The 21470-nt window shown below is 44.0% G+C and carries 23 protein-coding genes, 1 other RNA gene and 2 riboswitches; of the genes, 9 read left to right on the top strand and 15 right to left on the bottom strand.

The features are described from left to right. Positions 1-112: 112 nt before the first annotated feature. Positions 113-382, top strand: coding sequence for a hypothetical protein (locus tag NCCP2331_RS07365; RefSeq protein ID WP_153723453.1), 270 nt, complete (start codon positions 113-115; stop codon positions 380-382). 55 nt (positions 383-437) lie between these two features. On the opposite strand, the gene NCCP2331_RS07360 is transcribed toward NCCP2331_RS07365, so the two are convergent. From NCCP2331_RS07360 to NCCP2331_RS07345, 4 genes are all read right to left on the bottom strand, one after another. After that, positions 438-1154: a LutC/YkgG family protein gene (locus NCCP2331_RS07360; RefSeq protein ID WP_194841215.1), complete on the bottom strand. Its 717-nt coding sequence runs from the start codon at positions 1152-1154 to the stop codon at positions 438-440. 2 nt (positions 1155-1156) lie between these two features. Continuing rightward, the gene (locus NCCP2331_RS07355; protein WP_153723454.1) at positions 1157-2578 is read right to left on the bottom strand and encodes a LutB/LldF family L-lactate oxidation iron-sulfur protein; all 1422 of its coding nucleotides are present in this window, start codon (positions 2576-2578) and stop codon (positions 1157-1159) included. Positions 2579-2600: 22 nt separating this feature from the next. Further along, positions 2601-3320, bottom strand: coding sequence for a (Fe-S)-binding protein (locus NCCP2331_RS07350; RefSeq protein ID WP_153723455.1), 720 nt, complete (start codon positions 3318-3320; stop codon positions 2601-2603). A gap of 154 nt (positions 3321-3474) precedes the next feature. Then, positions 3475-4197: a FadR/GntR family transcriptional regulator gene (locus NCCP2331_RS07345; protein WP_153723456.1), complete on the bottom strand. Its 723-nt coding sequence runs from the start codon at positions 4195-4197 to the stop codon at positions 3475-3477. Positions 4198-4432: 235 nt separating this feature from the next. Here NCCP2331_RS07345 and NCCP2331_RS07340 point away from each other — a divergent pair, with 235 nt between their 5' ends. Beyond that, positions 4433-6259, top strand: a complete 1827-nt coding sequence (locus NCCP2331_RS07340; RefSeq protein WP_153723457.1) for an L-lactate permease — start codon at positions 4433-4435, stop codon at positions 6257-6259. A gap of 243 nt (positions 6260-6502) precedes the next feature. On the opposite strand, the gene thiC is transcribed toward NCCP2331_RS07340, so the two are convergent. The 4 genes from thiC to NCCP2331_RS07320 all read right to left on the bottom strand — a co-directional run bounded on the left by thiC (position 6503) and on the right by NCCP2331_RS07320 (position 9734). Next, positions 6503-8275, bottom strand: a complete 1773-nt coding sequence (gene thiC, locus NCCP2331_RS07335; RefSeq protein ID WP_251669660.1) for a phosphomethylpyrimidine synthase ThiC — start codon at positions 8273-8275, stop codon at positions 6503-6505. A gap of 122 nt (positions 8276-8397) precedes the next feature. Continuing rightward, positions 8398-8513, bottom strand: a riboswitch (TPP riboswitch). 45 nt (positions 8514-8558) lie between these two features. Continuing rightward, a complete protein-coding gene (locus NCCP2331_RS07330) occupies positions 8559-9098 on the bottom strand; it encodes a methylated-DNA--[protein]-cysteine S-methyltransferase (RefSeq protein ID WP_153723459.1) in 540 nt (179 codons plus the stop codon). Continuing rightward, positions 9091-9405: a DMT family transporter gene (locus tag NCCP2331_RS07325; RefSeq protein ID WP_153723460.1), complete on the bottom strand. Its 315-nt coding sequence runs from the start codon at positions 9403-9405 to the stop codon at positions 9091-9093. The genes NCCP2331_RS07330 and NCCP2331_RS07325 overlap by 8 nt, the downstream gene beginning before the upstream one ends. 2 nt (positions 9406-9407) lie before the next feature. Next, positions 9408-9734, bottom strand: coding sequence for a DMT family transporter (locus tag NCCP2331_RS07320; protein ID WP_153723461.1), 327 nt, complete (start codon positions 9732-9734; stop codon positions 9408-9410). 156 nt (positions 9735-9890) lie between these two features. Continuing rightward, positions 9891-9992: riboswitch (SAM riboswitch) on the top strand. A gap of 83 nt (positions 9993-10075) precedes the next feature. On the opposite strand from NCCP2331_RS07320, the gene NCCP2331_RS07315 reads away from it, so the two are divergent. Further along, complete coding sequence (locus NCCP2331_RS07315; protein WP_251669658.1) at positions 10076-11206, top strand: methionine biosynthesis PLP-dependent protein; 1131 nt, start codon at positions 10076-10078, stop codon at positions 11204-11206. Between the two features lie 78 nt (positions 11207-11284). Here NCCP2331_RS07315 and NCCP2331_RS07310 read toward each other — a convergent pair whose 3' ends face one another. The 4 genes from NCCP2331_RS07310 to NCCP2331_RS07295 form a co-directional block, all read right to left on the bottom strand. Continuing rightward, entirely contained in the window at positions 11285-11467 is a 183-nt protein-coding gene (locus NCCP2331_RS07310) for a hypothetical protein (RefSeq protein ID WP_153723463.1), read from the bottom strand. A 206-nt stretch (positions 11468-11673) separates the two neighbouring features. After that, on the bottom strand, positions 11674-12189 hold the full coding sequence (locus NCCP2331_RS07305) for a type 1 glutamine amidotransferase domain-containing protein (protein WP_251669656.1): 516 nt from the start codon (positions 12187-12189) through the stop codon (positions 11674-11676). Between the two features lie 68 nt (positions 12190-12257). Continuing rightward, the gene (locus tag NCCP2331_RS07300) at positions 12258-14315 is read right to left on the bottom strand and encodes a flagellar assembly protein A (RefSeq protein ID WP_251669654.1); all 2058 of its coding nucleotides are present in this window, start codon (positions 14313-14315) and stop codon (positions 12258-12260) included. Positions 14316-14374: 59 nt separating this feature from the next. Continuing rightward, positions 14375-14608 (bottom strand): hypothetical protein, encoded by a 234-nt coding sequence (locus tag NCCP2331_RS07295; RefSeq protein ID WP_153723467.1) that lies wholly within the window; start codon positions 14606-14608, stop codon positions 14375-14377. Positions 14609-14720: 112 nt separating this feature from the next. Between NCCP2331_RS07295 and ssrS the strand changes: the two genes are divergently transcribed. The 4 genes from ssrS (at position 14721) to NCCP2331_RS07275 (ending at position 16551) form a co-directional block, all read left to right on the top strand. Beyond that, positions 14721-14917: non-coding RNA, 6S RNA (ssrS, locus tag NCCP2331_RS07290), on the top strand. A 241-nt stretch (positions 14918-15158) separates the two neighbouring features. Beyond that, positions 15159-15644 carry an antibiotic biosynthesis monooxygenase family protein gene (locus NCCP2331_RS07285; protein WP_251669652.1) on the top strand — a complete coding sequence of 162 codons (486 nt, stop codon included), beginning with the start codon at positions 15159-15161 and terminating at the stop codon, positions 15642-15644. Between the two features lie 66 nt (positions 15645-15710). Continuing rightward, a complete protein-coding gene (locus tag NCCP2331_RS07280) occupies positions 15711-16208 on the top strand; it encodes a DUF3231 family protein (RefSeq protein ID WP_251669650.1) in 498 nt (165 codons plus the stop codon). A 151-nt stretch (positions 16209-16359) separates the two neighbouring features. Then, a complete protein-coding gene (locus tag NCCP2331_RS07275) occupies positions 16360-16551 on the top strand; it encodes a hypothetical protein (protein WP_153723470.1) in 192 nt (63 codons plus the stop codon). Between the two features lie 123 nt (positions 16552-16674). On the opposite strand, the gene NCCP2331_RS07270 is transcribed toward NCCP2331_RS07275, so the two are convergent. The 3 genes from NCCP2331_RS07270 to NCCP2331_RS07260 are packed head-to-tail and all read right to left on the bottom strand — an operon-like array spanning position 16675 to position 20262. Next, positions 16675-17799: a Ger(x)C family spore germination protein gene (locus tag NCCP2331_RS07270; protein ID WP_251669649.1), complete on the bottom strand. Its 1125-nt coding sequence runs from the start codon at positions 17797-17799 to the stop codon at positions 16675-16677. Then, a complete protein-coding gene (locus NCCP2331_RS07265) occupies positions 17789-18892 on the bottom strand; it encodes a GerAB/ArcD/ProY family transporter (RefSeq protein ID WP_251669647.1) in 1104 nt (367 codons plus the stop codon). The genes NCCP2331_RS07270 and NCCP2331_RS07265 overlap by 11 nt, the downstream gene beginning before the upstream one ends. Further along, the gene (locus NCCP2331_RS07260) at positions 18889-20262 is read right to left on the bottom strand and encodes a spore germination protein (RefSeq protein WP_251669664.1); all 1374 of its coding nucleotides are present in this window, start codon (positions 20260-20262) and stop codon (positions 18889-18891) included. The genes NCCP2331_RS07265 and NCCP2331_RS07260 overlap by 4 nt, the downstream gene beginning before the upstream one ends. 206 nt (positions 20263-20468) lie before the next feature. Between NCCP2331_RS07260 and tatA the strand changes: the two genes are divergently transcribed. Then, a complete protein-coding gene (tatA, locus tag NCCP2331_RS07255) occupies positions 20469-20666 on the top strand; it encodes a twin-arginine translocase TatA/TatE family subunit (RefSeq protein ID WP_153723474.1) in 198 nt (65 codons plus the stop codon). Beyond that, positions 20667-21461, top strand: coding sequence for a twin-arginine translocase subunit TatC (gene tatC, locus NCCP2331_RS07250; protein ID WP_251669644.1), 795 nt, complete (start codon positions 20667-20669; stop codon positions 21459-21461). The last annotated feature ends 9 nt before the right edge of the window (positions 21462-21470 follow it).

The raw sequence follows: 21470 nt of genomic DNA, 5'->3' as shown, positions 1-21470 counted from the left end.
TCCCATTATACACTATTTCCCCTTTTTCTTTGCAATGTAACCATCTTCGACAGAATTCGACTATGAAACTTTTCCCTTGCCGTATACGTAATAAAAACAAGGAGTGATAGATATGCAAACGATACTGTTGGCAGTAGTAATAGCAGGATTAGGTTTTATGGTCCTGGGTAAGCTCGAGGCAATCGAAAGAAGGCTGGCGAGACAGCAGTCCATTTTAGATCAATTAACACAAGACTTGCCTGAAACACCTCCTGATGATGAAGTCGTTGCACTCATAGCAGAAGGAGAAAGTATAAAAGCAATAAAATTGGCGAGGGAAATTTACGGTTTTTCTTTAATAGAAGCTAAGCAGTATGTGGACCGTTTGAAAAACGATAGGTAAATTAAAGAAGAACACCTTCCGCATTTGGAAAGGTGTTCTTTATATACTGAAGGAATCAGCAATCCTCAATCACAATATAAGCCGCTTTTACAGGGCCGTGTACGCCGATGACTAAATTCATTTCGATGTCCGCCGAGTTACTTGGCCCTGTGATGAAGTTGATGCAGGAAGGGACCTGTTCTCCTTTGTCGATGTTACGGCGAATTAAATCTGCCGCCTGTGTAATCCTTGGTACAAGCGTACTTTTCGGAATGATCGCAATGTAATTCGTCGGCAGTAAACTGACAGAACGCCCTTTATCGGAACTGCTCAAAAGTACTACAGTGCCCGATTCGGCGAGGGTCATGTCACTGAAGGTGATGCCGATATTCGCTTGCTCGGCAAGCTCCACATTCCGCCCCCCAAGTTCAGCCTGCCATGTATGAACTTCTATATTTTCTGCTGGCCAGTCACTTTCAATTAATTGCATAAGCCCATATTCTTCAAAACGTTTATCTTTCCAAAGCGACAGCGGGCCTCCGCCATATAATTTGACCGCATTGTCTAAGGTTTCCGAAAGGTCCGCCAGTTTAGTCTCAATTAATTCCGTATGAATATGCTCACACTGTTTCCGCAGGACATCAAGCAGCTCATCTGCAGATGCACCTGCTAATACTGCTCGTTGCGGCTGATGCTTCCATATAGGTTTCTTCACCTGTGTTTTCTGTTCTCTGCCCAGTTGAGACGCAATACCGCTGAGAAATGCTTCACGATTCTGAATGGTGCCTGTCATGATTAATTGCCCCCTTTCTGATCGTAGAACCAGTCTCGGAAACGGGTGTTGCCGACCGCCGGAAATTCCCGAAGATCTGTCCACTCTTTCAGCGGTCCCGGTCCTTTTGAAATCCGTTCATTCTTCGTAAATGGTTTCATTGCGGTTGATGCCGCCTTAGAACCCATCGAATACAACGGATTGGAAGAAGCGCCGATGCCGAAGGCTTTCATTGCGAGCTTTTCTGAAATAGGAGCCCGCCCTTCTTCTTCGACGATGATTTGTCTGTGTGTATGCAGCAGCTCGTGCAAAGGTATTTTTACTGGACAGGCATCTGTACAGGCCCCGCAGAGCGTAGAGGCAAAAGGCAGTTCTTTAAAATCATCATACCCTCCGAGCAGCGGTGACAGCACTGCCCCGATTGGTCCTGAATATATCGAACCATAGGAATGCCCGCCGATATGCCGGTATACCGGGCAAACATTGACGCATGCTGCGCAGCGGATGCATTGCAGGATGGATTGAAATTCTGTTCCTAAAATTTCAGAACGTCCATTATCCACAATGACTAAATGAAATTCTTCAGGACCATCCGCGTCGCCTTCACCTTTCGGCCCGGTCAATGCTGTAACATAGCTTGTCAGCTTTTGACCGACCGCACTGCGCGTCAGCAGACTGACAAGCACTTCGAACTCTTCGAAAGACGGTACAATGCGTTCCATGCCCATGACAGTAATCTGTGTTTTCGGCAATGCAGACACCAAACGCGCATTCCCTTCATTTGTCACCAGACTGATCGATCCCGTTTCCGCAATTGCAAAGTTACAGCCCGTGATTCCGATATCTGCCGCTAAAAACTCTTGCCGCAGCTTTTCCCGTGCATGAAGAGCCAGTTCTTCCGGCTTGGACGTATTTTTATAGTCCAGTTTATCTTCAAACACCTCACGTATCTGCTCTCTGTTTTTATGGAGAGCAGGTGCTACGATATGTGACGGCGGATCATGGTCATCTATCTGAAGAATGTACTCTCCCAGATCCGTCTCGATTACTTCGCACCCGGCTTCCTCCAGAACCGTATTCAAATTAATCTCTTCTGTCACCATGGATTTGGATTTAACGACTTTCTTGCCTTCTTTTTTCTCCACTACTTCACGGACATAGTTACTGGCTTCTTCCGCCGTTTTAGCAAAAAATACATGGCCGCCCCGCTGTGACACGTTTTCACTCAGCTGGTGCAGATAAAAATCGAGATTTTCTAATACGTGCTGCCGGATTTCTTCTCCGTGTGAACGCCATTCTTCCCAGTTCCCGAGCTCTTCTGCCGCATCCAGACGACGTCCGTGCAATCGCTCCTGGGCACCCGCCACAGCTTGCCGCATGAAATCATCTGATATATTGTCCTTCGTGCGATCCGTAAAGTTTTTCGTGCTGAACTTCATTGACATAAAGCTTCACCTCTTTTCACTATTATTCGCGGCTATTCAACACTTCCGCTATGTGCATGACACGAATTTTCTTACCTGTCCGCTCTGCACGGCCTCCGATATTCATCAGACAGCCGCAGTCTGCTCCGATTAAATAATCCGCTTCTGTCACCATGGCACTGTCTACTTTCTCGTCGACCATCTGCTCCGAAATATCCCCCATCTTGACCGAGAAGGTGCCGCCAAACCCGCAGCAATTGTGTGCGTTCGGCAAAGGAATCATTTCCAGTCCTTCTACTTGAGCGAGCAGTTTCTTCGGCGGCTCTTTTACGCCCAGCAATCTCGTCATATGACAGGATGGATGATAGGTACCTTTTCCCGTTAACTTCGCTCCAACATTTTCAACTTTCAGCACATCAACCAGAAATTCAGTGAATTCATAGGTTTTATCCGCAAGTTCCTGTGCTTTATCTTTCCATTTCGGCTCGTCTGCAAAAATTTCAGGATACATTTTGAACATCGTAGCGCAAGATCCGGAAGGCGTCACTACATACTCTGCACTTTCAAATGTTTTGATCATGTTTTTCATGGCTGATTTAGAGTTTTCTACATATCCGCTGTTATACGCCGGCTGCCCGCAGCATATCTGCCCTTTTGGAAACGATAATTCACAGCCTTGACGCTCCAATACTTCCGTCATGTCTTTTCCAGCTTCTGCATAGAACATGTCTACCAGGCATGTAATAAACAAACTGACTTTCATTTTCATTCACCTCTTCTTAGTAAATTACAATAGTCAACAGGTCATCAGATGACTTAACTTATTTCATAGCATACTATAAATCTTTTGAATTTAATAGCTGTTTACTATGTTTTCTGATAAAAAATTCACCCGATCGAATAACGGGTGAATAAAATCATTTCTGTAATGAACGCATATAAGTTGATAAAACCGATTCTACGTTTTGCAGATGAGCCTGCATATGCCTAGTTGCTGTGTCGGACAATCCATCCTTAATAGCCAGGAATATCGCTTCATGCTCTTCATGTAAACGATCAACTGTTGCCGTCTCCGTAAAGAGACAGATCCGCCGGGTCTCCCGCATCGATTCACCCATCAGACCGGACACATGGTTCATCAGACTGACCAAAATAGGATTGGCACTGGCATGGGCAATTGCGAAATGAAAGTCCAAATCTGCTTTCTCGCCAAGCAGAATGTCTCCTGCATGCTGTTTCATTTCATTCAAAGCCGCTTCCATCTTTAACAGATCTTCTTCTGTACGTTTTTCAGCAGCGGCATATGCAGCGCCGGCCTCGAGTATTTTCCGCACACCCAGCAGATGAAAGACGTCTTCTTCAGTCATCAGCATCGCGCTGTGAAGAGGGAAAGTCAGGTCATCAGATGAAAACTCAAGAACATATGTCCCTTCACCTTGACGCATTTCAATCAGACCCATTGCACGCAGGGAAGTGAGCGCTTCTCTTACTGCCGATCTCCCGACATGAAAATTCTCAGCCAGCTGCTGAACTGAATCTAATTTATCACCTGGCTTTAATTCACCGGAGCGAATTAAATTCACTATCGTTTCTGCTACTTCTTCATATATCTTTTTAGGCTTGATTTGTTTATATTCCACAGTCCACACTCCTGTCTCTGTCCTATATTATAATCCATAATGTTTGAATATAGGTTAGAACGTTAGAACAAATTAGTTTTCAGAAAACGCAAATAACTACTTGTCTTTTATTATAACACTCTATATAATCATGAAAAGAGTTAACGGTCATTGGGTCATCAGATGACCCAATGACCTTATGTAAATTGTAAGCGCTTTACAAGTATTGACACAAATCAAAAGGAGGTTTTTTATTGTGAGCTTACTCGTTCTGTCACTCATTGCTCTGCTGCCTATTGTTACAATTCTAGTATTCTTGGTCTTTTTAAACTGGCCGGCAAGCCGCGCTATGCCAATCGCTCTTGTTGTTACTGCACTCATTGCCATCTTCGTCTGGGGAACAAAAGGAAATATTGTTGCGGGTGCCGCATTTAATGGGCTGATCACTGCATTGGAAGTAATATTCATCGTGTTTGGAGCGGTGCTGCTGCTCAACACTATAAAAGAAAGCGGCGCGATCCATACGATTCGCAACGGCTTCATATCAATTTCTCCTGACCGCCGGATCCAAGCTATCATCATCGCGTTCTTATTCGGTTCTTTTATAGAAGGTGCCTCTGGATTCGGAACACCGGCCGCGGTCGCTGCACCTCTCTTGGTTGCCGTCGGTTTTCCTGCACTGGCCGCCGTTATGGTGTCGCTCGTTATTCAGAGTACCGCTGTTTCATTCGGGGCTATTGGAACTCCCATCCAAATCGGTGTATTCACGGGGCTGGGGGATCAGCCTGCAGTAATGGCTGCACTGGACAAAGTCGGAATGACTTTTCCGGAGTATCTGCTGCAAATCACCGCCAACACCGTATTGATTCATGGCGTGGTCGGCTCGTTGATTCCGTTGTTCCTGGCAGCTTTGTTAACTCGGTTCTTCAGTCCTGCCAAGTCGTACCGTGAAGGATTTAAAGTATGGAAATTTGCTCTTTTTGCGGGATTGGCCTTCACCATACCTTACTTCTTGATTGGAATTACTCTTGGGCCTGAATTCCCTTCTTTACTCGGTGCATTGATTTCATTACTCATTGTTGTGCCCGCAGCTCGCAAAGGGCTGTTTATGCCGAAAGCAGAGGACACGTTTGATTTCCCGCCTCGTGCACAGTGGGAAGAAAATTGGTTTGGCAAGCTGAATCACGAAGCAGCCAAACCATTTGAAGAGAGCAGGAAAATCTCCATGCTGAACGCTTGGATGCCGTATGTCGTGCTGGCCGGTTTACTTGTCCTGTCTAGAACGATGGAACCCTTAACAAATTTATTGAAACACCCTGCGCTCACTTTGAAATTTGAAGACACATTTGGTTCAGGTATTACGACTGTATCGACTCCTTTGTTCCTTCCGGGCTTCTTTTTCATCATCGCTTCATTATTCGGCTACTTCTTGCACCGGATGAAGCCTAAAGAATATGCAATGGCCTGGAAAAATTCATTTGTAACTGCTGTTACTGCCGGTGTTGCCTTAATTTTTGCCGTGCCGATGATCAAGGTTTTCTTGAATACATCTCTTGCTGCCGGCAAAGTCGCAGTGGATAATGCGGCACTCGCCGGGCAAAATATGCCGCTTGTGCTGGCGGAAAGTGTCTCTGTCATCACTGGAGAATTCTGGCCGCTCGTTGCTCCGATTGTCGGAGCACTCGGCGCATTCATCGCAGGCAGCAATACATTCAGTAATATGATGTTTTCTCTGTTCCAGTTTGGTACAGCCGGCAATATAGGGCTCGATACAGCACAGGCGGGTATTGTTGTAGCTATGCAGGCTGTCGGCGGCGCAGCCGGAAATATGATCTGTGTGCATAACGTGGTTGCCGCTTCTGCAACGGTAGGACTGATCGGCAAAGAAGGATTGCTGATCCGACGTGTGCTATTCCCGCTCAGTTACTATTTATTGACCGCTGGTTTTTTTGGAATGGCATATATCCATGGCTTCCTGAATATCTGGCTGATCATTGCGATCGCCATCGCGGCGGCGTACATTTTCAAAATGGCGACAGATAAACAAACATTATCCGGAGAAACATTACGTCAGCCATCATAATAGCAATTAATAATAAAAGAGCCCATAACGGCTCTTTTTGTTTTGCATTTATCGTTCTTAATAATGAATACTCTCCACCTTCATGCATATACGGCACTCTCTATGCGATAAAGTTTCCTTATATTCATGAGTACATTCCGTTTGCAGTCGGTGCAGTTGTTCTTCTAAATGACGCAGACCGTGGCGTTGTACAGCTATATGACGGACTAACTGTTTTACTGCAGACAATTGTTCCACTCCTCATCAAAGATAAATTTCTGCACCGGCTTTTTTAAATTCCTCCGCTTTCTCCTGCATTCCCTGTTCAATCGCCAGCTTCTCTTCCAAACTGTTTTCATCTGCATATTTACGTATGTCATGTGAAATACGCATGCTGCAGAATTTCGGTCCGCACATCGAACAGAAGTGAGCGACTTTCGCACCTTCAGCCGGCAGCGTTTCATCATGATATTCCATTGCACGTTCAGGATCCAAACTCAAATTAAATTGATCTCTCCAACGGAACTCAAAGCGCGCTTTTGACAGTGCATTATCGCGTTTTTGCGCATTCGGATGACCTTTTGCCAAGTCTGCAGCGTGTGCGGCAATCTTATACGTGATGACACCCTCCCGAACATCGTCTTTATTCGGCAGTCCGAGATGTTCTTTCGGCGTCACATAACACAGCATCGCCGTTCCGAACCAACCGATCATCGCCGCGCCGATTGCGGACGTGATATGATCATAAGCCGGCGCGATGTCTGTTGTCAGTGGACCTAATGTATAGAAAGGGGCTTCCTGACAGATTTCCATTTGCTTATCGACATTCTCCTTAATCAAATGCATCGGTACATGACCCGGTCCTTCAACCATTACCTGCACATCATGCTCCCAGGCAATCTTCGTCAATTTACCCAGCGTTTCAAGCTCCGCGAATTGTGCCTCGTCATTGGCGTCCGCAATCGATCCGGGACGCAAGCCGTCTCCAAGTGAAAAAGCAACATCATATTGTTTCATAATTTCACAGATTTCCTCAAAATGTGTGTAAAGAAAACTTTCTTCATGATGCAGCATGCACCATTGCGCCATGATTGAACCGCCGCGCGAGACGATACCTGTCACGCGATTCACTGTCATTGGTATATAACGAAGCAGCACTCCTGCGTGAATTGTGAAATAGCTGACACCCTGCTCTGCCTGTTCAATCAATGTATCGCGGAATACTTCCCATGATAGATCTTCGACTTTGCCATTCACCTTTTCGAGTGCCTGATATAAAGGAACCGTTCCAACCGGCACAGGTGAATTGCGGATGATCCACTCGCGAGTTGTATGGATATTCTTTCCCGTCGATAAATCCATGATATTGTCTGCACCCCAGCGAGTTGCCCACGTCATCTTCTCCACTTCCTCTGCTATCGAGGAGGATACCGCTGAATTTCCGATATTTGCATTGATCTTTACGTGGAAGCGGCTGCCAATAATCATCGGTTCCGCTTCAGGATGATTAATGTTGGACGGAATGATCGCCCGGCCCCTTGCCACCTCATCGCGCACAAGCTCCGGCTCTACGCCTTCACGAATCGCTATAAACTCCATCTCCGGGGTGATCATTCCTTTTCTTGCGTAATGCATCTGCGTAACATTCTGACCTTTTTTCGCTCTCAAGGGCTTACGCTTCAGCAATGGAAACTGTGCATCATTCTTCATTTGTTCCAATGAACGAAACCCGTTATCCTGAGGCTGCACTTGCCGCCCTTCGTATTCTTCCGTATCTCCGCGTTCCTCAATCCAATTTTTCTTAATGGCTGGAAGTCCCTTTTGAATATCGGCCTTATAGCCTGCTTCTGTGTACTTTCCGCTCGTATCATAGACGCGAAACGGTTCATTTGGAAACTCCCCTTGATCCGTCACGGTAGGCGATAATTGAATTTCCCGCATCGGTACGCGCAAGTCCTCCCGGCTGCCTTGGATATAAACTTTGCTGCTGGCCGGAAAACAGCTGTGAATGTGAATCTCTTCTGTCGTTTGTTTCATTTTGTCATCGTCTCCTTTTTGAGGGCAGACCATGACTCCATCCGAGTAAAGGGAATCAGCGACAAAAAAGACCAGATCCGTAAAAGGACCTGGTCTTCAAAAACGCATAAATAAACACGCTGATTGAAAAATGAAAACTTCCCTACGCTGGTACGAGCCAGATCAGGTCCAAAGAGTTCGGAATGCATACAGTCATTCCATCTCAGTCCAGTCACGCCGGACACCCCTAGTTATGATTATTGAATTGTCGAACAACTACAGTGTAGCACAGTCTTTTTCTTTGTCAATAAGAGGAGCCGAGCGTATTTTGCTCTAAACGAATCAAATGTTCTTTCCATTGCGGGCCGTCCCGATAACCGGACAGGCTTCCGTCTTTTGCGATGACCCGATGGCAGGGAGTCATCAGCAAAAGCGGGTTTTTTCCAATTGCGGATGCGACTGCACGGACAGCGGCAGGACGTCCGATCTGTTCTGCTATCTCTGAGTAGGTAACCGTTTTCGCATAGGGAATCGCACGCAGCGCTTTCCATACAGTCAGTTGAAATGGCGTGCCGATACAGTCAATCGGCGAATCAAATTGTTGTGCTTCGCCAGATAAATACTTCTTTATTTCAACAGCACTTGCAGCTAATCTGTCAGTATCTTCTCTCATTTCCACCACGCCTGTCTGTTTAAACAGCCATTCCTTCATTCGCTCTTCGCTGTCCTCTGCAAGTCCGATATAACAGACTCCCTTTTCATTTGCAGCCAGTGTCACACAGCCGTCTTCTACTTCAAAACGCGTCCAATAAACCATCCCGCTCACTGCCTTCCGTTCAACCAAATAATTTCAATCCCACAGCACCTATGATAATCAATGATAAAAAGAATAATCTTTTCACACTTGCGGATTCCTTGAATATCAAAATTCCGGCAAGCACAGCACCGGCTGCACCAAGCCCGGTCCACACCGCGTAGGCCGTACTCATCTGTATTTCACGCATCGCCAGCGAGAGAAATATAAAACCAAAACCAAAAACACCGACGATCAGCAGCAGCCGTTTCACTGTGCGTTTCTGTAAATAATAATTAATGCACATAACGCCAAAAATCTCACCGAGACTGGCGATTGCCAAGTAAAACCAAGCCATCGTCAGCTGCCTCCTTCCGCTTCATCCGTCGTCAATTTAATACCGACAACGCCGATCACAATGAGCCCGATGAATGACAGCGTAATCCAAGTGAAGCCTGCATGAAAGACGAGGATATCGACTAATAAAATAGCCGCAGCACCCGATCCTGTAAATACAGCATACACTGTCCCTGAAGGCAGTTTTTCACATGCCTTGATGATAAAATAAAAACTAAAAATAATCGCTGCACCGGTTCCTGTCCATTGCAGTGCAGTCTCGGAGTAGCGTAAGCCAACGACCCAGAAGATCTCTACTACCGCAGCCAGCGCTACATAGCTCCAAGCCAAAATAAACTTCCCCTTTCATTTGCTGTATATTATCTATCAGTATAGCAAAAGTTTGAGGTGAACGAGAAAACACTGCCGCTCTTACAAGTATGCTTGCATCTGCTGTTACCGCATGATAGAATGAATCTGTCAATAGTTTTGCTTATATTGTGAATATTCTTATCGAGAGAGACGGAGGGATAGGCCCAAAGAAGTCTCAGCAACCAGCCTTATGGCATGGTGCTAATTCCAAGGGTGATACCGCCTTGAAGATGAGAATACGAAAAACAAACTAGTAAGTTCGAGGGCCTATTCGAAATGAAGAGGGCTTTTTTTTATTTTTCTAAGGGGGATGAATATTCATGACAAACAACGGATTAGAGACAAGATTAGTCCAGCTGGGGAATAATAGTGACGAAAAAACCGGCGCGATTAATACGCCGATTTACTTATCGACAGCTTATCGCCATGAAGGCCTTGGATTGTCGACAGGATATGATTACTCACGGACCAAGAATCCCACACGGTCAATTTTGGAAGACGGAATCGCTAATCTGGAATCGGGCGACCAGGGATTCGCCTGCAGTTCGGGGATGGCGGCAATCCAGCTGATTCTTTCTTTATTCAAATCAGGAGATGAAATCCTGGCACCTGAAGATTTATATGGCGGTACGTACCGTTTATTCGAGCAGTACGAAAATATGTATCAAGTCAAATCCCGCTATCTGACATTTGAGGATGTTTCGGCTGTAGAAGCAGCCATCAATAAAAACACAAAAGCGATTTTCTTAGAAACGCCGACTAATCCGCTTATGATGAATATTGACATCAAAACCTACGCAGATATCGCAACTAAACATAACTTGCTGTTAATCGTAGACAATACTTTCCTGACACCCTATTTCCAAAGACCGATTGAGCACGGCGCAGATATCGTCATTCACAGTGCCACGAAATATATCGGCGGACATAATGATGTACTCGCAGGTCTTGTCGTGGCGAAAGGGGAAGCACTCTGCGAAGAGCTGTTTGAGAATCACAATTCAATCGGAGCAACCCTTTCCCCATTTGATTCCTGGCTTGTTGTACGCGGACTGAAGACTTTGCATTTACGCATGAAACAGCATGATGCAAATGCCAAAGAAATGGTTGCCTATCTGGAAAAGGAGCCTCTGGTCGTTGACGTACTCTATGCAGGGATAGGCGGAATGCTGTCCTTTCGCGTGCAAAACAGTGATTGGATCAGCCCGTTCTTAGAGAGTATGAAACTGGTATCATTCGCAGAAAGTCTTGGCGGTGTAGAAAGCTTCATTACGTATCCAACGACACAGACACATATGGCAATTCCTTTGGAAGAACGAAACCGGCGAGGAGTAGATGACCGCCTCTTACGCTTCTCAGTAGGTGTAGAAGATATCGATGACTTGATTGCCGATGTCAAACAAGCTCTTTACGCAGCGAAAGAAATAGTCGAAGGTATGAAAGTAAAATAATGCTGATTCCTCTTGTGTAACTGCATGGGAGGAATTTTTTTATATAAAAAAGACACCCCATGGATGCCTCCTGCTAATTTACTGTGCTTGTTGAATCTTCTTCTTTTCTGCTGAATAAACAACTGCGGCCGGGATCGCGATAAAAGCAAGCGCCGCAATACCCGCCAGCATGCCTGCCCATTCTTTGCTTCCAAAAGAAAATCCGGCTGCGGCACCGAGTCCAACACCTGCAAATATTGCCAATGTAACCAACTTATACATTCAAGATTCCGACCTTTCAAAATGAATTCCAGCTAATCTGCTGCGTTAAGCATACGATTATTGAGAACTATTTTCAAGTAGAAATGAGAATCTTTTTCATTCGAGTGGAAAGAGCATTTTTGTTGTATGGAATTTGTCAGTATATATGCCCGACAGCACAAAAAAACCGCCCGGCGTTAGCCTTGGACGGTCTGTACTTGTACATATTACTTTTCCAACAATTTCAGTGATTCACGGTTAAATGCTGGAATATCATCAGGCTGACGGCTCGTTACGAGTTGATTCTGACAGACAACTACTTCCTTATCCGCATATTTCGCACCCGCATACTCCATATCTACGCGGATTGATTTATAGCCGGTTGCATCTCGTCCTTCAAGTGCTTTCGCTGTAATCAGCAGCTGCGGTCCGTGACAGATTGCAAACACAGGTTTATCTGCATCCATGAATTCCTTGGCGAATTTTACGAAACGCTCATCAGCACGCAAGATGTCCGGCGAGAAGCCGCCCGGGATAAATAATGCGTCATAATCTGATGAACTTGCATCATCGATAGCTTTGTCAATTTTGACCTTTGTATTTTCCTTCATACCTGTTACTTCAGAGCCTGCTTCCGCCCCGATCACTTCTACCTCATGACCCGCGTCTTTGTAAGCTTTTGCCGGTTTCGTATATTCTGAGTCCTCAAACATATCTCCCAGTACAGTTACAATTTTAGCCATATTGCCTACCACTCCTTATTAGATGTTCTAGTACTGCTATTCCACCGTTCAAAACATCTAAACATCGGTCAGCTAAGCTCGAGTTCTCCATCGTTATCCAAACGCGCCGTAATATTGGTTCCGTCTTTTGTGAAAACATGTTTGCGTGTACCTACCTGCACTTCTGTTCCTGCATAGGCCTTGCCAATCTTAATCCTTCCTGACGCACTTGTGCGAATCACTGTTTTCACCGGGCTTTCCGATCCCGCTTCCTGCATTACTATTTCCAGTGGCGCGGAAATTTCGCCGCCCCGGCATACGCCTTTAATTGAAACCGTCTGTGCCGCAATCAAATTGCTGTTATAAACACCCTTGGAACTGATTTCAATATGCCCATTGCTGTACAGCGTGCTGTTAATAGCGTACGGAACACTCAGTCTGGTCTGAGGGGAACTTTCGGTATCATATAACTGGACAAGAATCTGCGCATTTTCAATTAACAGCTCAAAATCTATCATATTCTGCAGATTTTCATTCAGCGGATTAATGAAAACATCGGACAGTTGTTTTGCCACTTCTTTCCATTCCTCGTCAATTGACTCGCCTTGTTCACGGACTTTTTGGATAAATTGTTTGTTTAGTTCTTCAAACTGCGCATAGCGTTTCTCCATCAGCAAGTAAATCAGCCGTTTCAATTCAGACGGACTCAAATCGGCTTCCCCCTGGCCACGAATGACAAAGATCTGATCTATCGCATCTTTAATCTGCACCAGTAAATGCGTAACATCCTTCATCAGACTAACCAATTCACCGATTGCTGCCTCTTGTTTGCCGACGCTGATTGTCGAGGACATCACATTCCCCCGAACCGATACCGATTTCATTGCATGGATTGTCGCTTTTGTCACAGATCCTCCTATATAGACGCCGCCTGTTGCTCCGACAAACATAGAAGGCATCACGTTTCCGCCAATTCGGACATCTCCTTCAAAACGGATATTCCCGCTTTCCAGATCAACTTCCCCCGGATGATTAAATTCATTATTCACTTCAATTTTCACTAATTTCTCCCGCCACTCAAGTGCAGGCTTTCCAGAAATCAGCGTCACAAGTTCTTGTTCAACCTGCTTGACATTTTTCCCTAACCGCAGTGTGATATCACGAACAGGTTTCACTGGAATTTCCTTGCCCAATAAACTTCTGCCGGGCGTCCCGGGCACTGGCAATATATGAGTCGCAATCACTTGTCCTTCTTTGACATTCGTAATGGCATTCATTTCACGGAAGTCTACTTTTTCTTCACTGTCGGGATCGAATTCTTCGTAACGTATGTGCACTTCCAGATCGCCGTCTGTTCCTTCCGCCGGCAGTGCTCCTTTTGCCACAATCAGTTCATAAGGTTTATCTATTTCCGTCACTTTTTTAATAGCCGGAAACAGCAGTCCTTGCTGAACGCCCATCATCTTCAGTTCGTTTACGATATCCTGTGCTTTCAAATCATTAGTGAATTCAGTTGTTTCTTCCACTTGTATCGCAATACGCTGAGCCCAAGAAGTATCTGCCAATGAACGTTGAATCTTTTTGCCCGGTGTGAATGACAGCAAGGCAATCATATCTTTTTCCATCAGCTGTATCGTGAATTTTGGTGCGATGACTTCATCCTGGATTGTTAAAGTCACTTCGTCTCCCGGCTGAATCAACGCGGGCTCCGTCTGTAATTCGCCGTTTATGTAGAGTGGTGCATTTTTATTTGGAATAATGGACGGCAGCCGGTCACCAGCGAAACGAAATTGGATTTCACCTTCGTGAATTCTAACGCCGCTTGTTTCTGTTTGCGAAGCAGTTTGAACTGTGGAACCAGCTGACTGACTTTTCAAGGCAAAGACTGTTCCTGTATCTGCATCATCCAATAAATTCGCAAGTTCTTCAATTTTCGTAAGCACCGGTTTTACTTTGGATTTTTCTTCCGTTTGCGTTTTACTTGTCACAGTCACTTCAGCAGATACTTTACGCAAACCCATCAGACGTCTGCCTGGATTCGTCAGTATTTCTACATCGACCTGTTCCTTAGTCAAACCCAGCATAGCCAACGCTTGCTGGATCGCTTCTTCTACCGTGTTCGCCTGGACCGTCACTGCCTTTTTCAACACGCCCACCCCTGTCTATATTCCTGATACTTTTATAGTACCATATTGGATGGGCGGCTTTAAAAAAATATTCCAATTATGACAAGTGCTGCGATAATTAAACCGCCTACTGTTTGGACCATTTCTGTTGTTACCATAGGTTTCTTTTGGAAGACATCAATTAATTCGATGTCTTCGCGAAGCTGCTTCACCTCTTTGCGCAATTCTTCCACTTCAGAATTCAAAGCAGTGATTTCATGTGATTGTTTTACTGCCAGCTCATGTTTTTCCAAAGACGTATCATTTGTTTCCATAATAACTCCGCCCCTCACCGTTTCTTTTCTATACGTTTATGCGAGACGTTTGGTTTCATGCACAGGAAATATTCTCCATTGCATTATCAGGAAGCGGGGTGTATTATAGATTTACAAGCTGTATTGTTCGTATGTACATTAAGTTTTAACCTTTAAGCTGTAACAGGGAGTTTATTACGAAACGGGAATGGCATGCCGGGTTCCTTTTCAGCAATCCGGACATACAGGAACGTTTTCCGCAAACACCCACTTGGAGAAGTGGTGGTTTAAAACTTTCTATGACTAAACTACGGCAAAGACGGCTTCTATAAAGACAGAAAACACCTTCCATCCCGGAAGGTGTTTTTGTGTTCCGTTAACTGTGCAGCACTGCAGCAAGCTTAAGTATTTATCCGTTGAATGGGCTGTATCAGGTAATTGCTTGTACATTCTTCCCGCTCTCTTTTAACCTAAACTGAAGACTTCATTTTCTTATTCATTGAAAGCCTTTTCAAACTTCAGGTATACTATTCAATAATAAATAAAATGGAAGCAGATGAGGTGAAGTATTATGAAACTGTTTACATGGACAGCGCCACTCGGAGAAGCAGGCAATCTGCCGGAAGAATCCCGCGCGCTTTTATTAAATAACGACGAGGAAGTATTAGTGCTGCAGGAAGCAGAGGCGACTGACTTAGACGATGCTACTGAATATGAGATCCTGGATCAGAGCGGTGACTTGCCTTCCGGCCGTTTTGCAGTTCTGAATAATATACCGGTTTCTGAAGACGGACGGGAGATTTTTGAACAGCGTTTTAATAACCGGGCACGTTTAATCGAAGCGGAACCAGGATTCGTAGCGATTCGTGTGCTGCGTCCAGTTGAGTCGGATACGTATGTAATCTTGACAATGTGGGAAGACGAAGAATCATTTACCAACTGGCAAACTTCGCAAGCCTACGGAAAAGCGCATGCAAAACGCGGCGCAGGAGAAGGTGTCGATCAGCGCCCGAATATCTTTCCAAGAGCTTCTTTTGTGACAACTTATAAAAAGTAATGCATAAATAATGGATTTCCGCAGAAACTACTCTTGAAAACCAATATGATGTAAGGAGTGGGTTTCTTGGGTATTTTAGACGGCAATCCAAAAGATGAACCAATGCATTATGGGGAAGTGACGGCTGTTTGGTCTTTCATAGGTGCTAACAACGGGTTGGTCAGCGGCTATGAAGCCTTTATCAACCATGCCGAAGATGCAGATTTAATCAACTTGCTGGAAGAGGCAGTCAAGATGATGAAAGCAGAGAATAAGGAATTCGGAAAATTACTGAAAGCGAATGGCGTTACGCCTCCTCCCGCTCTGCCCGAAAGACCGAAAGCAAATCCGGAAGAAATTCCTGCCGGCGCACGCTTCATGGATCCCGAAATCAGTGCAGCGGTTTCCATCAATGTCGGGCAAGGTCTCGTTTCTTGCAGTATGGCGATGGGACAGTGCATCCGGGAAGACATTGCGGTCATGTTCGCGAAATGCCATATGGAAAAGACGGCATTCGGAGCAAAATTGCTGGAGTTGAACAAATCAAAAGGCTGGATTATCCCTCCTCCGCTTCATTTAACATGAGCTGATTGAGGCTCCGTTATGCATTCTTGCATAGCGGAGTTTTTTTTATGGTGCAATGCAGCATTTTTTACCACTCATAAGACTTCATTATTTGCACAATCTACAGGTGTAGATGTCATAGCATCTAACAACCAAAAAGGAAGTGCATACAATGAGTAAACAAAACGATCGTCAGCGTCAAGACCAGAACAACCAGCGTCAGCAGCAGAACAACAAACAGCGTCAAAACGACCAGGCAGAGAATATGGAGTTTGGAGAAGAATTCAACTTTGACCAAAAGCGTCAAAATCAAAACAATGACAATAATAACCAGAACAACGAACGCCGTAATAATCGTAAATAATAGGACAAAAACACAAAAATCGTTTTAAAATGTACCCTGTAAGATAGACATGTTAAAAATGTCTATCCTATAGGGTATTTTTATGTTTTTTTAAAAAACACAGAAGTCTAACAAAGTTACACTTTATTGAATCGTTCCTGTGCTTTGAAGCTTCACTTCAACATTCACATTAAACTTCAAATCGGGATATGCCTGTCGCCATGTTTCTGCTAAATGATCGTGGCTAAGACGTGTTGCCCGATAATGCAGGCCAAATCCGAAGGGATCTACTTGATGTTCCTGCATCCTGTTAAGCAGCCCAAGTATTTTCTTCTTTACTTCTTTTGAAGCAAAATGGTTATACTCATCCAACTTTGCTATTGAAAGAGTCTTATCTGATTCACCGATTACTCCAACCATCTTAACGTCCATATCGATTGCTTGAGGCACGTTATTATTTGTTATAATTTGGTAATTCATCTTCACTCTGCTGATATTCAAAAGAAGTCTTTTATCACCATTTTTTACTTTATAGGAAAAACCATTTGCGCCTCTAAACAGCGTATTGTAATATTTCGTCTCATCATGATCAAGTGTAAGCGGATCTTTTTTCTTATCGACTACGATGGTTTTATTAACAATTAATTCTGTTTGATCCTTATTTGTTTCTATTAAAGGCAAAACAGCATTCAACCCTTCGGTAAAAAAATCTCTGCGAAATTGGAATAAGTATGTGGTCGTAATATAAGGACTTTCTGTTCCATCCGTCCCAAAGAAATTGAACATAGACACCGATGCAGGCGCCTCTGTGTCCGGCTGAACTTTTAATATTTCCTCAGCAGATGATTTTGCTCCTGCTACATAAGCAATAAACTGGATGTCACCACGCCTGATAAAATAATCCATAAAGGTTTTCATATGGTCTGTCAGCAAATCCTCATGAATTACAATGGTCTTCATATGACCGAATTCTAATACTTTATCCGCATGCGTTTCCAGCATCCTAATTATTTCGCCAATGGATTCCCCTTCTTTTGATAAGTACGTAAAATTGGGCTTCGTTGTTTCTTTAATCGCACCAAACGGTAAAGCCACCTTTAACGTCACTTTATACCCTTCTTCTCCATTTGCAGCAGGATCCACACCAATCGCTGAAACGAATAACCGTTTATCAATGTCCTTAAACGCACAGCCCGATAACAGAATCACCGTACTTAACATAAAAACCATACCGAATAACTTGATAGCAAAGGAGCTCTTATGTTCCACGTTTCGCCCTCCTGTTTACGATCATGAGCAGAACTGTAAGTCCGCTGAAAACAACCGGAAGAGAATTAAAATAATATCCGGTATAGAGAAATAAATCGTATTCCGTTTCTTGCACCGTAAAGAAAACAGCAACCGACCAAAATACTGTGACCATTATAGCTTTACTATAATTTTTCCGTTTCCCTTTAGGCAGCTTATCCACTCCGAATGTGCTTTGAAAAAGCTTATAAGCCACATGCCAATGAATAAAGATATTCAAAAATGCTATGGCCAGAAAATTCAATAAGAAGAGAAATGTCACACGTTCAATGACTCCAAATTTCATTCGCATGGAATCACTGGTAGAAACCCATGGGTAAATGAAATCCTCTATCTTGTCGAATCCTAAAATACCGATTGGGATCAAATAGGTAGTCGTCATGATGAATAAACCCAATAGAAAAATAACAAGAGCCTGCTTCCATTTGAATACCAATTTCTTTTTCATCAATGAATTGAAAATAACCAAGTCAAACGCACCGATAAATAAGTATGCCGCCGCCGCGAAAGTCGTATAGGAAGGAACTTTATGTGTATGTGTCAATGCAAGACTTACTTGATCCCAATCTAGTTGCTCAGTGAAATATGTTTTCATGATAAAAAAGAACACGAAAGGCAATAGGATTACAAATATTAGTTCCAAGGAAAATAACACATTGCGGCTCTGCATAAGAATGCCAAATGTAAGGATTAGAACGAACGATGCTAAGATTACATAGATTGACATTTCCGGTGTAAGAAAGCGTGATAGGATCGCAACATAAGCAATCAGTGTCTGGAGTCCCGCAATATACCAAATGACGCCGAGAATAAATAGAACCGGGGTACCTATCCACCTACTCAAGTACAGGCTGAATAGTTCAGGTACACTTTTACCCGGAAAAGCCTGAAGGCATTTGATGAGCACCCAAATTGCAAAGACACCGTAGAACAAAGCAAGGATCATTGATAGAACTGCCCCATCTTCACTTTCGGACAGCAAAATCCTCGGTATAGACGCGATAATATTGGCTACCATGTTGGAAATAATCAAAAAGTAGATAAAGCGGCTCATTTCTGCTCCACCTTTAATTCTTCACGCCTGCTCTGCCAGAACATCCGCAAATACGGTTCCCCCATACTGTCTTTATTCGCCAGGTATAAGATCAATCCAAGCAATCCTAAAAGCACCCCTGCCAATCCGAATAATGTAGCGTAAACCAAAAGCAGAAAACGGCATATTCTTACGGCATAACTTAATTCACTGATGGGGATGACAAAGGTTGAAATTGCCACGAGAGAAACCACGATAACCATAATATTTGAAGTCAGGGCTGCATCGACAGCAGCAGTGCCTAAAATCAACCCGCCGACTGTTGTGGCTGTGGCACTGACCATCGTGGGCAGCCGCAAACTTGCTTCTGTCAGCAACTCGATAAAAATCAGCATGAAGAACACTTCGGCAAACGACGGATAGGGCACACCGATTCGGCTTGCAGCCACTGTCAACGCCAGTTCTGTCCGAAGTACATCCGGTGTGAATGAAGTTACTCCGATATAAATGGCCGGCAGAAAAATTGCGGCAAACAATCCGCCATATCGCAAAAATTGAATGGACTTGACGACCCAGAAAGAATAGTAGTTATCTTCCATTGAGATCATCAGATCAAAAAACACAATTGGTGCAATGATGGCGTTTGGACTGCCGTCTACCATGATGATCACTTTCCCGGCATCCATATTATGAATTATACGATCGGGCCGTTCGGTCAACAGACTTGTTGGAAACAGACTGCGTTTTTTATTATTAATATAATACTGCAAATCTGCACTGGCCTGAACAAGCTCCACATCTAGTGACTGCAGACGTTTTTTTATGTTTTCCAAAAGCCCCGGACGTACACGTTCTTTATCATACAACAGGGCAATAGACCGATTGGAGCAATCCTCCAGCTGCATCGTTTCGATAATTAAGGAAGGCTGATGATAGCGCTGCCTCATCAAGTTTAGATTCGTTTCAAGACTCTCACTGAGCCCTAAGATCGGTCCGTGAATCGTTTGTTCTACTTTTGCCTCTTGTACAGCATTAGCCGCCACCATCTTAAGTTCCAGTAAGGTCATTTCTTTACCAATCATCACAAAGACGTTTCCCTTAGTGATTTCAATCAGCACTTCTTCGTCCCCTGTCGGCATGGCAGTCTCATAAGGCAATGATTGAATGTACTCGGAAAAATTATATTCCGTTGAAATTTCATAAAACGGTTTGACGACGATCTCTTGTAATTGCATCATATCGACAACGCTTTTTAAAAATAGTAAATGAACTGTCTCGTCTTTTCTTTTCAACGTCTTTTTCACAACATCAGCAGAAGGTGCCAATTGTTTAGCGAGCCGGTTGATATATAAAAGTGCTGCAGGTTTTTCCGTTTCATCCAAGCCGATCACTTCCTTCATACGAATATTATTCGCTGTAGATTAGGCTGTCCTTTTTGAAAGGAACTTAATCATAAATGAAGGACTTTTTACACTTTATTTCCTTGACATTGCATAATTATTTACAAATATATTTTAATTCAAGTGTTTTAGATGGAGGTAAATTGGCCAAGATGAGTAAAAGCATCGATTTTCAGTTCAGGAAGGAGGAGTTATAGATGAATTTAGCAGCCATCGGAGTTCCGGGATTAATTATCATTTTGGTCATTATCCTGATTTTATTCGGGCCCCGTAAATTGCCGGAAGTCGGTGCGGCAATCGGGAAGACGTTAGCAGAATTCAAGAGATCTGCGAAGGACATTATGGATGACGAGGAGGAGCCGAAGAAAATTGAGACACAAGAGCAGGTGAAATAAATGACAGCCAACACACAGGAAAAACCCCCAAATGAACTGAGTACGACTGAAGTGACAAATCCCACTAATAAAAAGGAACCGACGCTTGTAGAACATTTAACCGATCTCCGAAAGCAACTGATTAAGAGTACGGTTGTTTTTTTAGTCTTTTTCTTCGGTGTGTTCAGCACGATCAACCAGTGGTTTCCGTATGTAACAAAAGGGCATAAACTCATTGTTTTGAGCCCGTTGGAAATTATTACGTTTTATATGTCGATTTCAGCAGCAATTGCATTCGGCTTAGCTCTGCCTTTTGTCTGTCACTTTTTATGGCAATTTGTAAAGCCCGGGCTAAATGAAAAGGAAAGCCGTTTTCTCAGCCTGTACTCGCCTTTTATGTTTATTTTATTTGCAGGAGGATTAGTTTTTGGCTACTACGTCGTCAATCCGCTGAGTTATAATTTCTTAATTTCACTCGGTGCAATGAATTTTGACGTGATGATTTCTGCGCAGGAGTATGCACGATTCCTATTACTGACGACTATGCCGATCGGGCTGCTGTTCGAATTACCAATGGTCACACTGTTTTTGGCAGCAATCGGGCTGCTGACAGGCGAGACGATGAAGAAAGTGCGTAAGTGGTCTTATATCGTTTTAGCTGTCGTATCCGGACTGATTACACCCCCGGATTTCATCAGTCAGCTCATCGTTTTGGTGCCAATGATCTTACTTTACGAGGGAAGTATCCAACTCGTAATTTATACAGAAAAGCGTGCACGTACGAAAGAATCAGAAAAAAGCCAATCAGCGATCTGATTGGCTTTT

The sequence above is a fragment of the Sporosarcina sp. NCCP-2331 genome, assembly GCF_023707945.1.
Taxonomy (GTDB): domain Bacteria; phylum Bacillota; class Bacilli; order Bacillales_A; family Planococcaceae; genus Sporosarcina; species Sporosarcina cascadiensis.
Note: the sequence above shows the minus strand (reverse complement) of the source record. Positions and strands in the feature narration are given on the sequence as shown.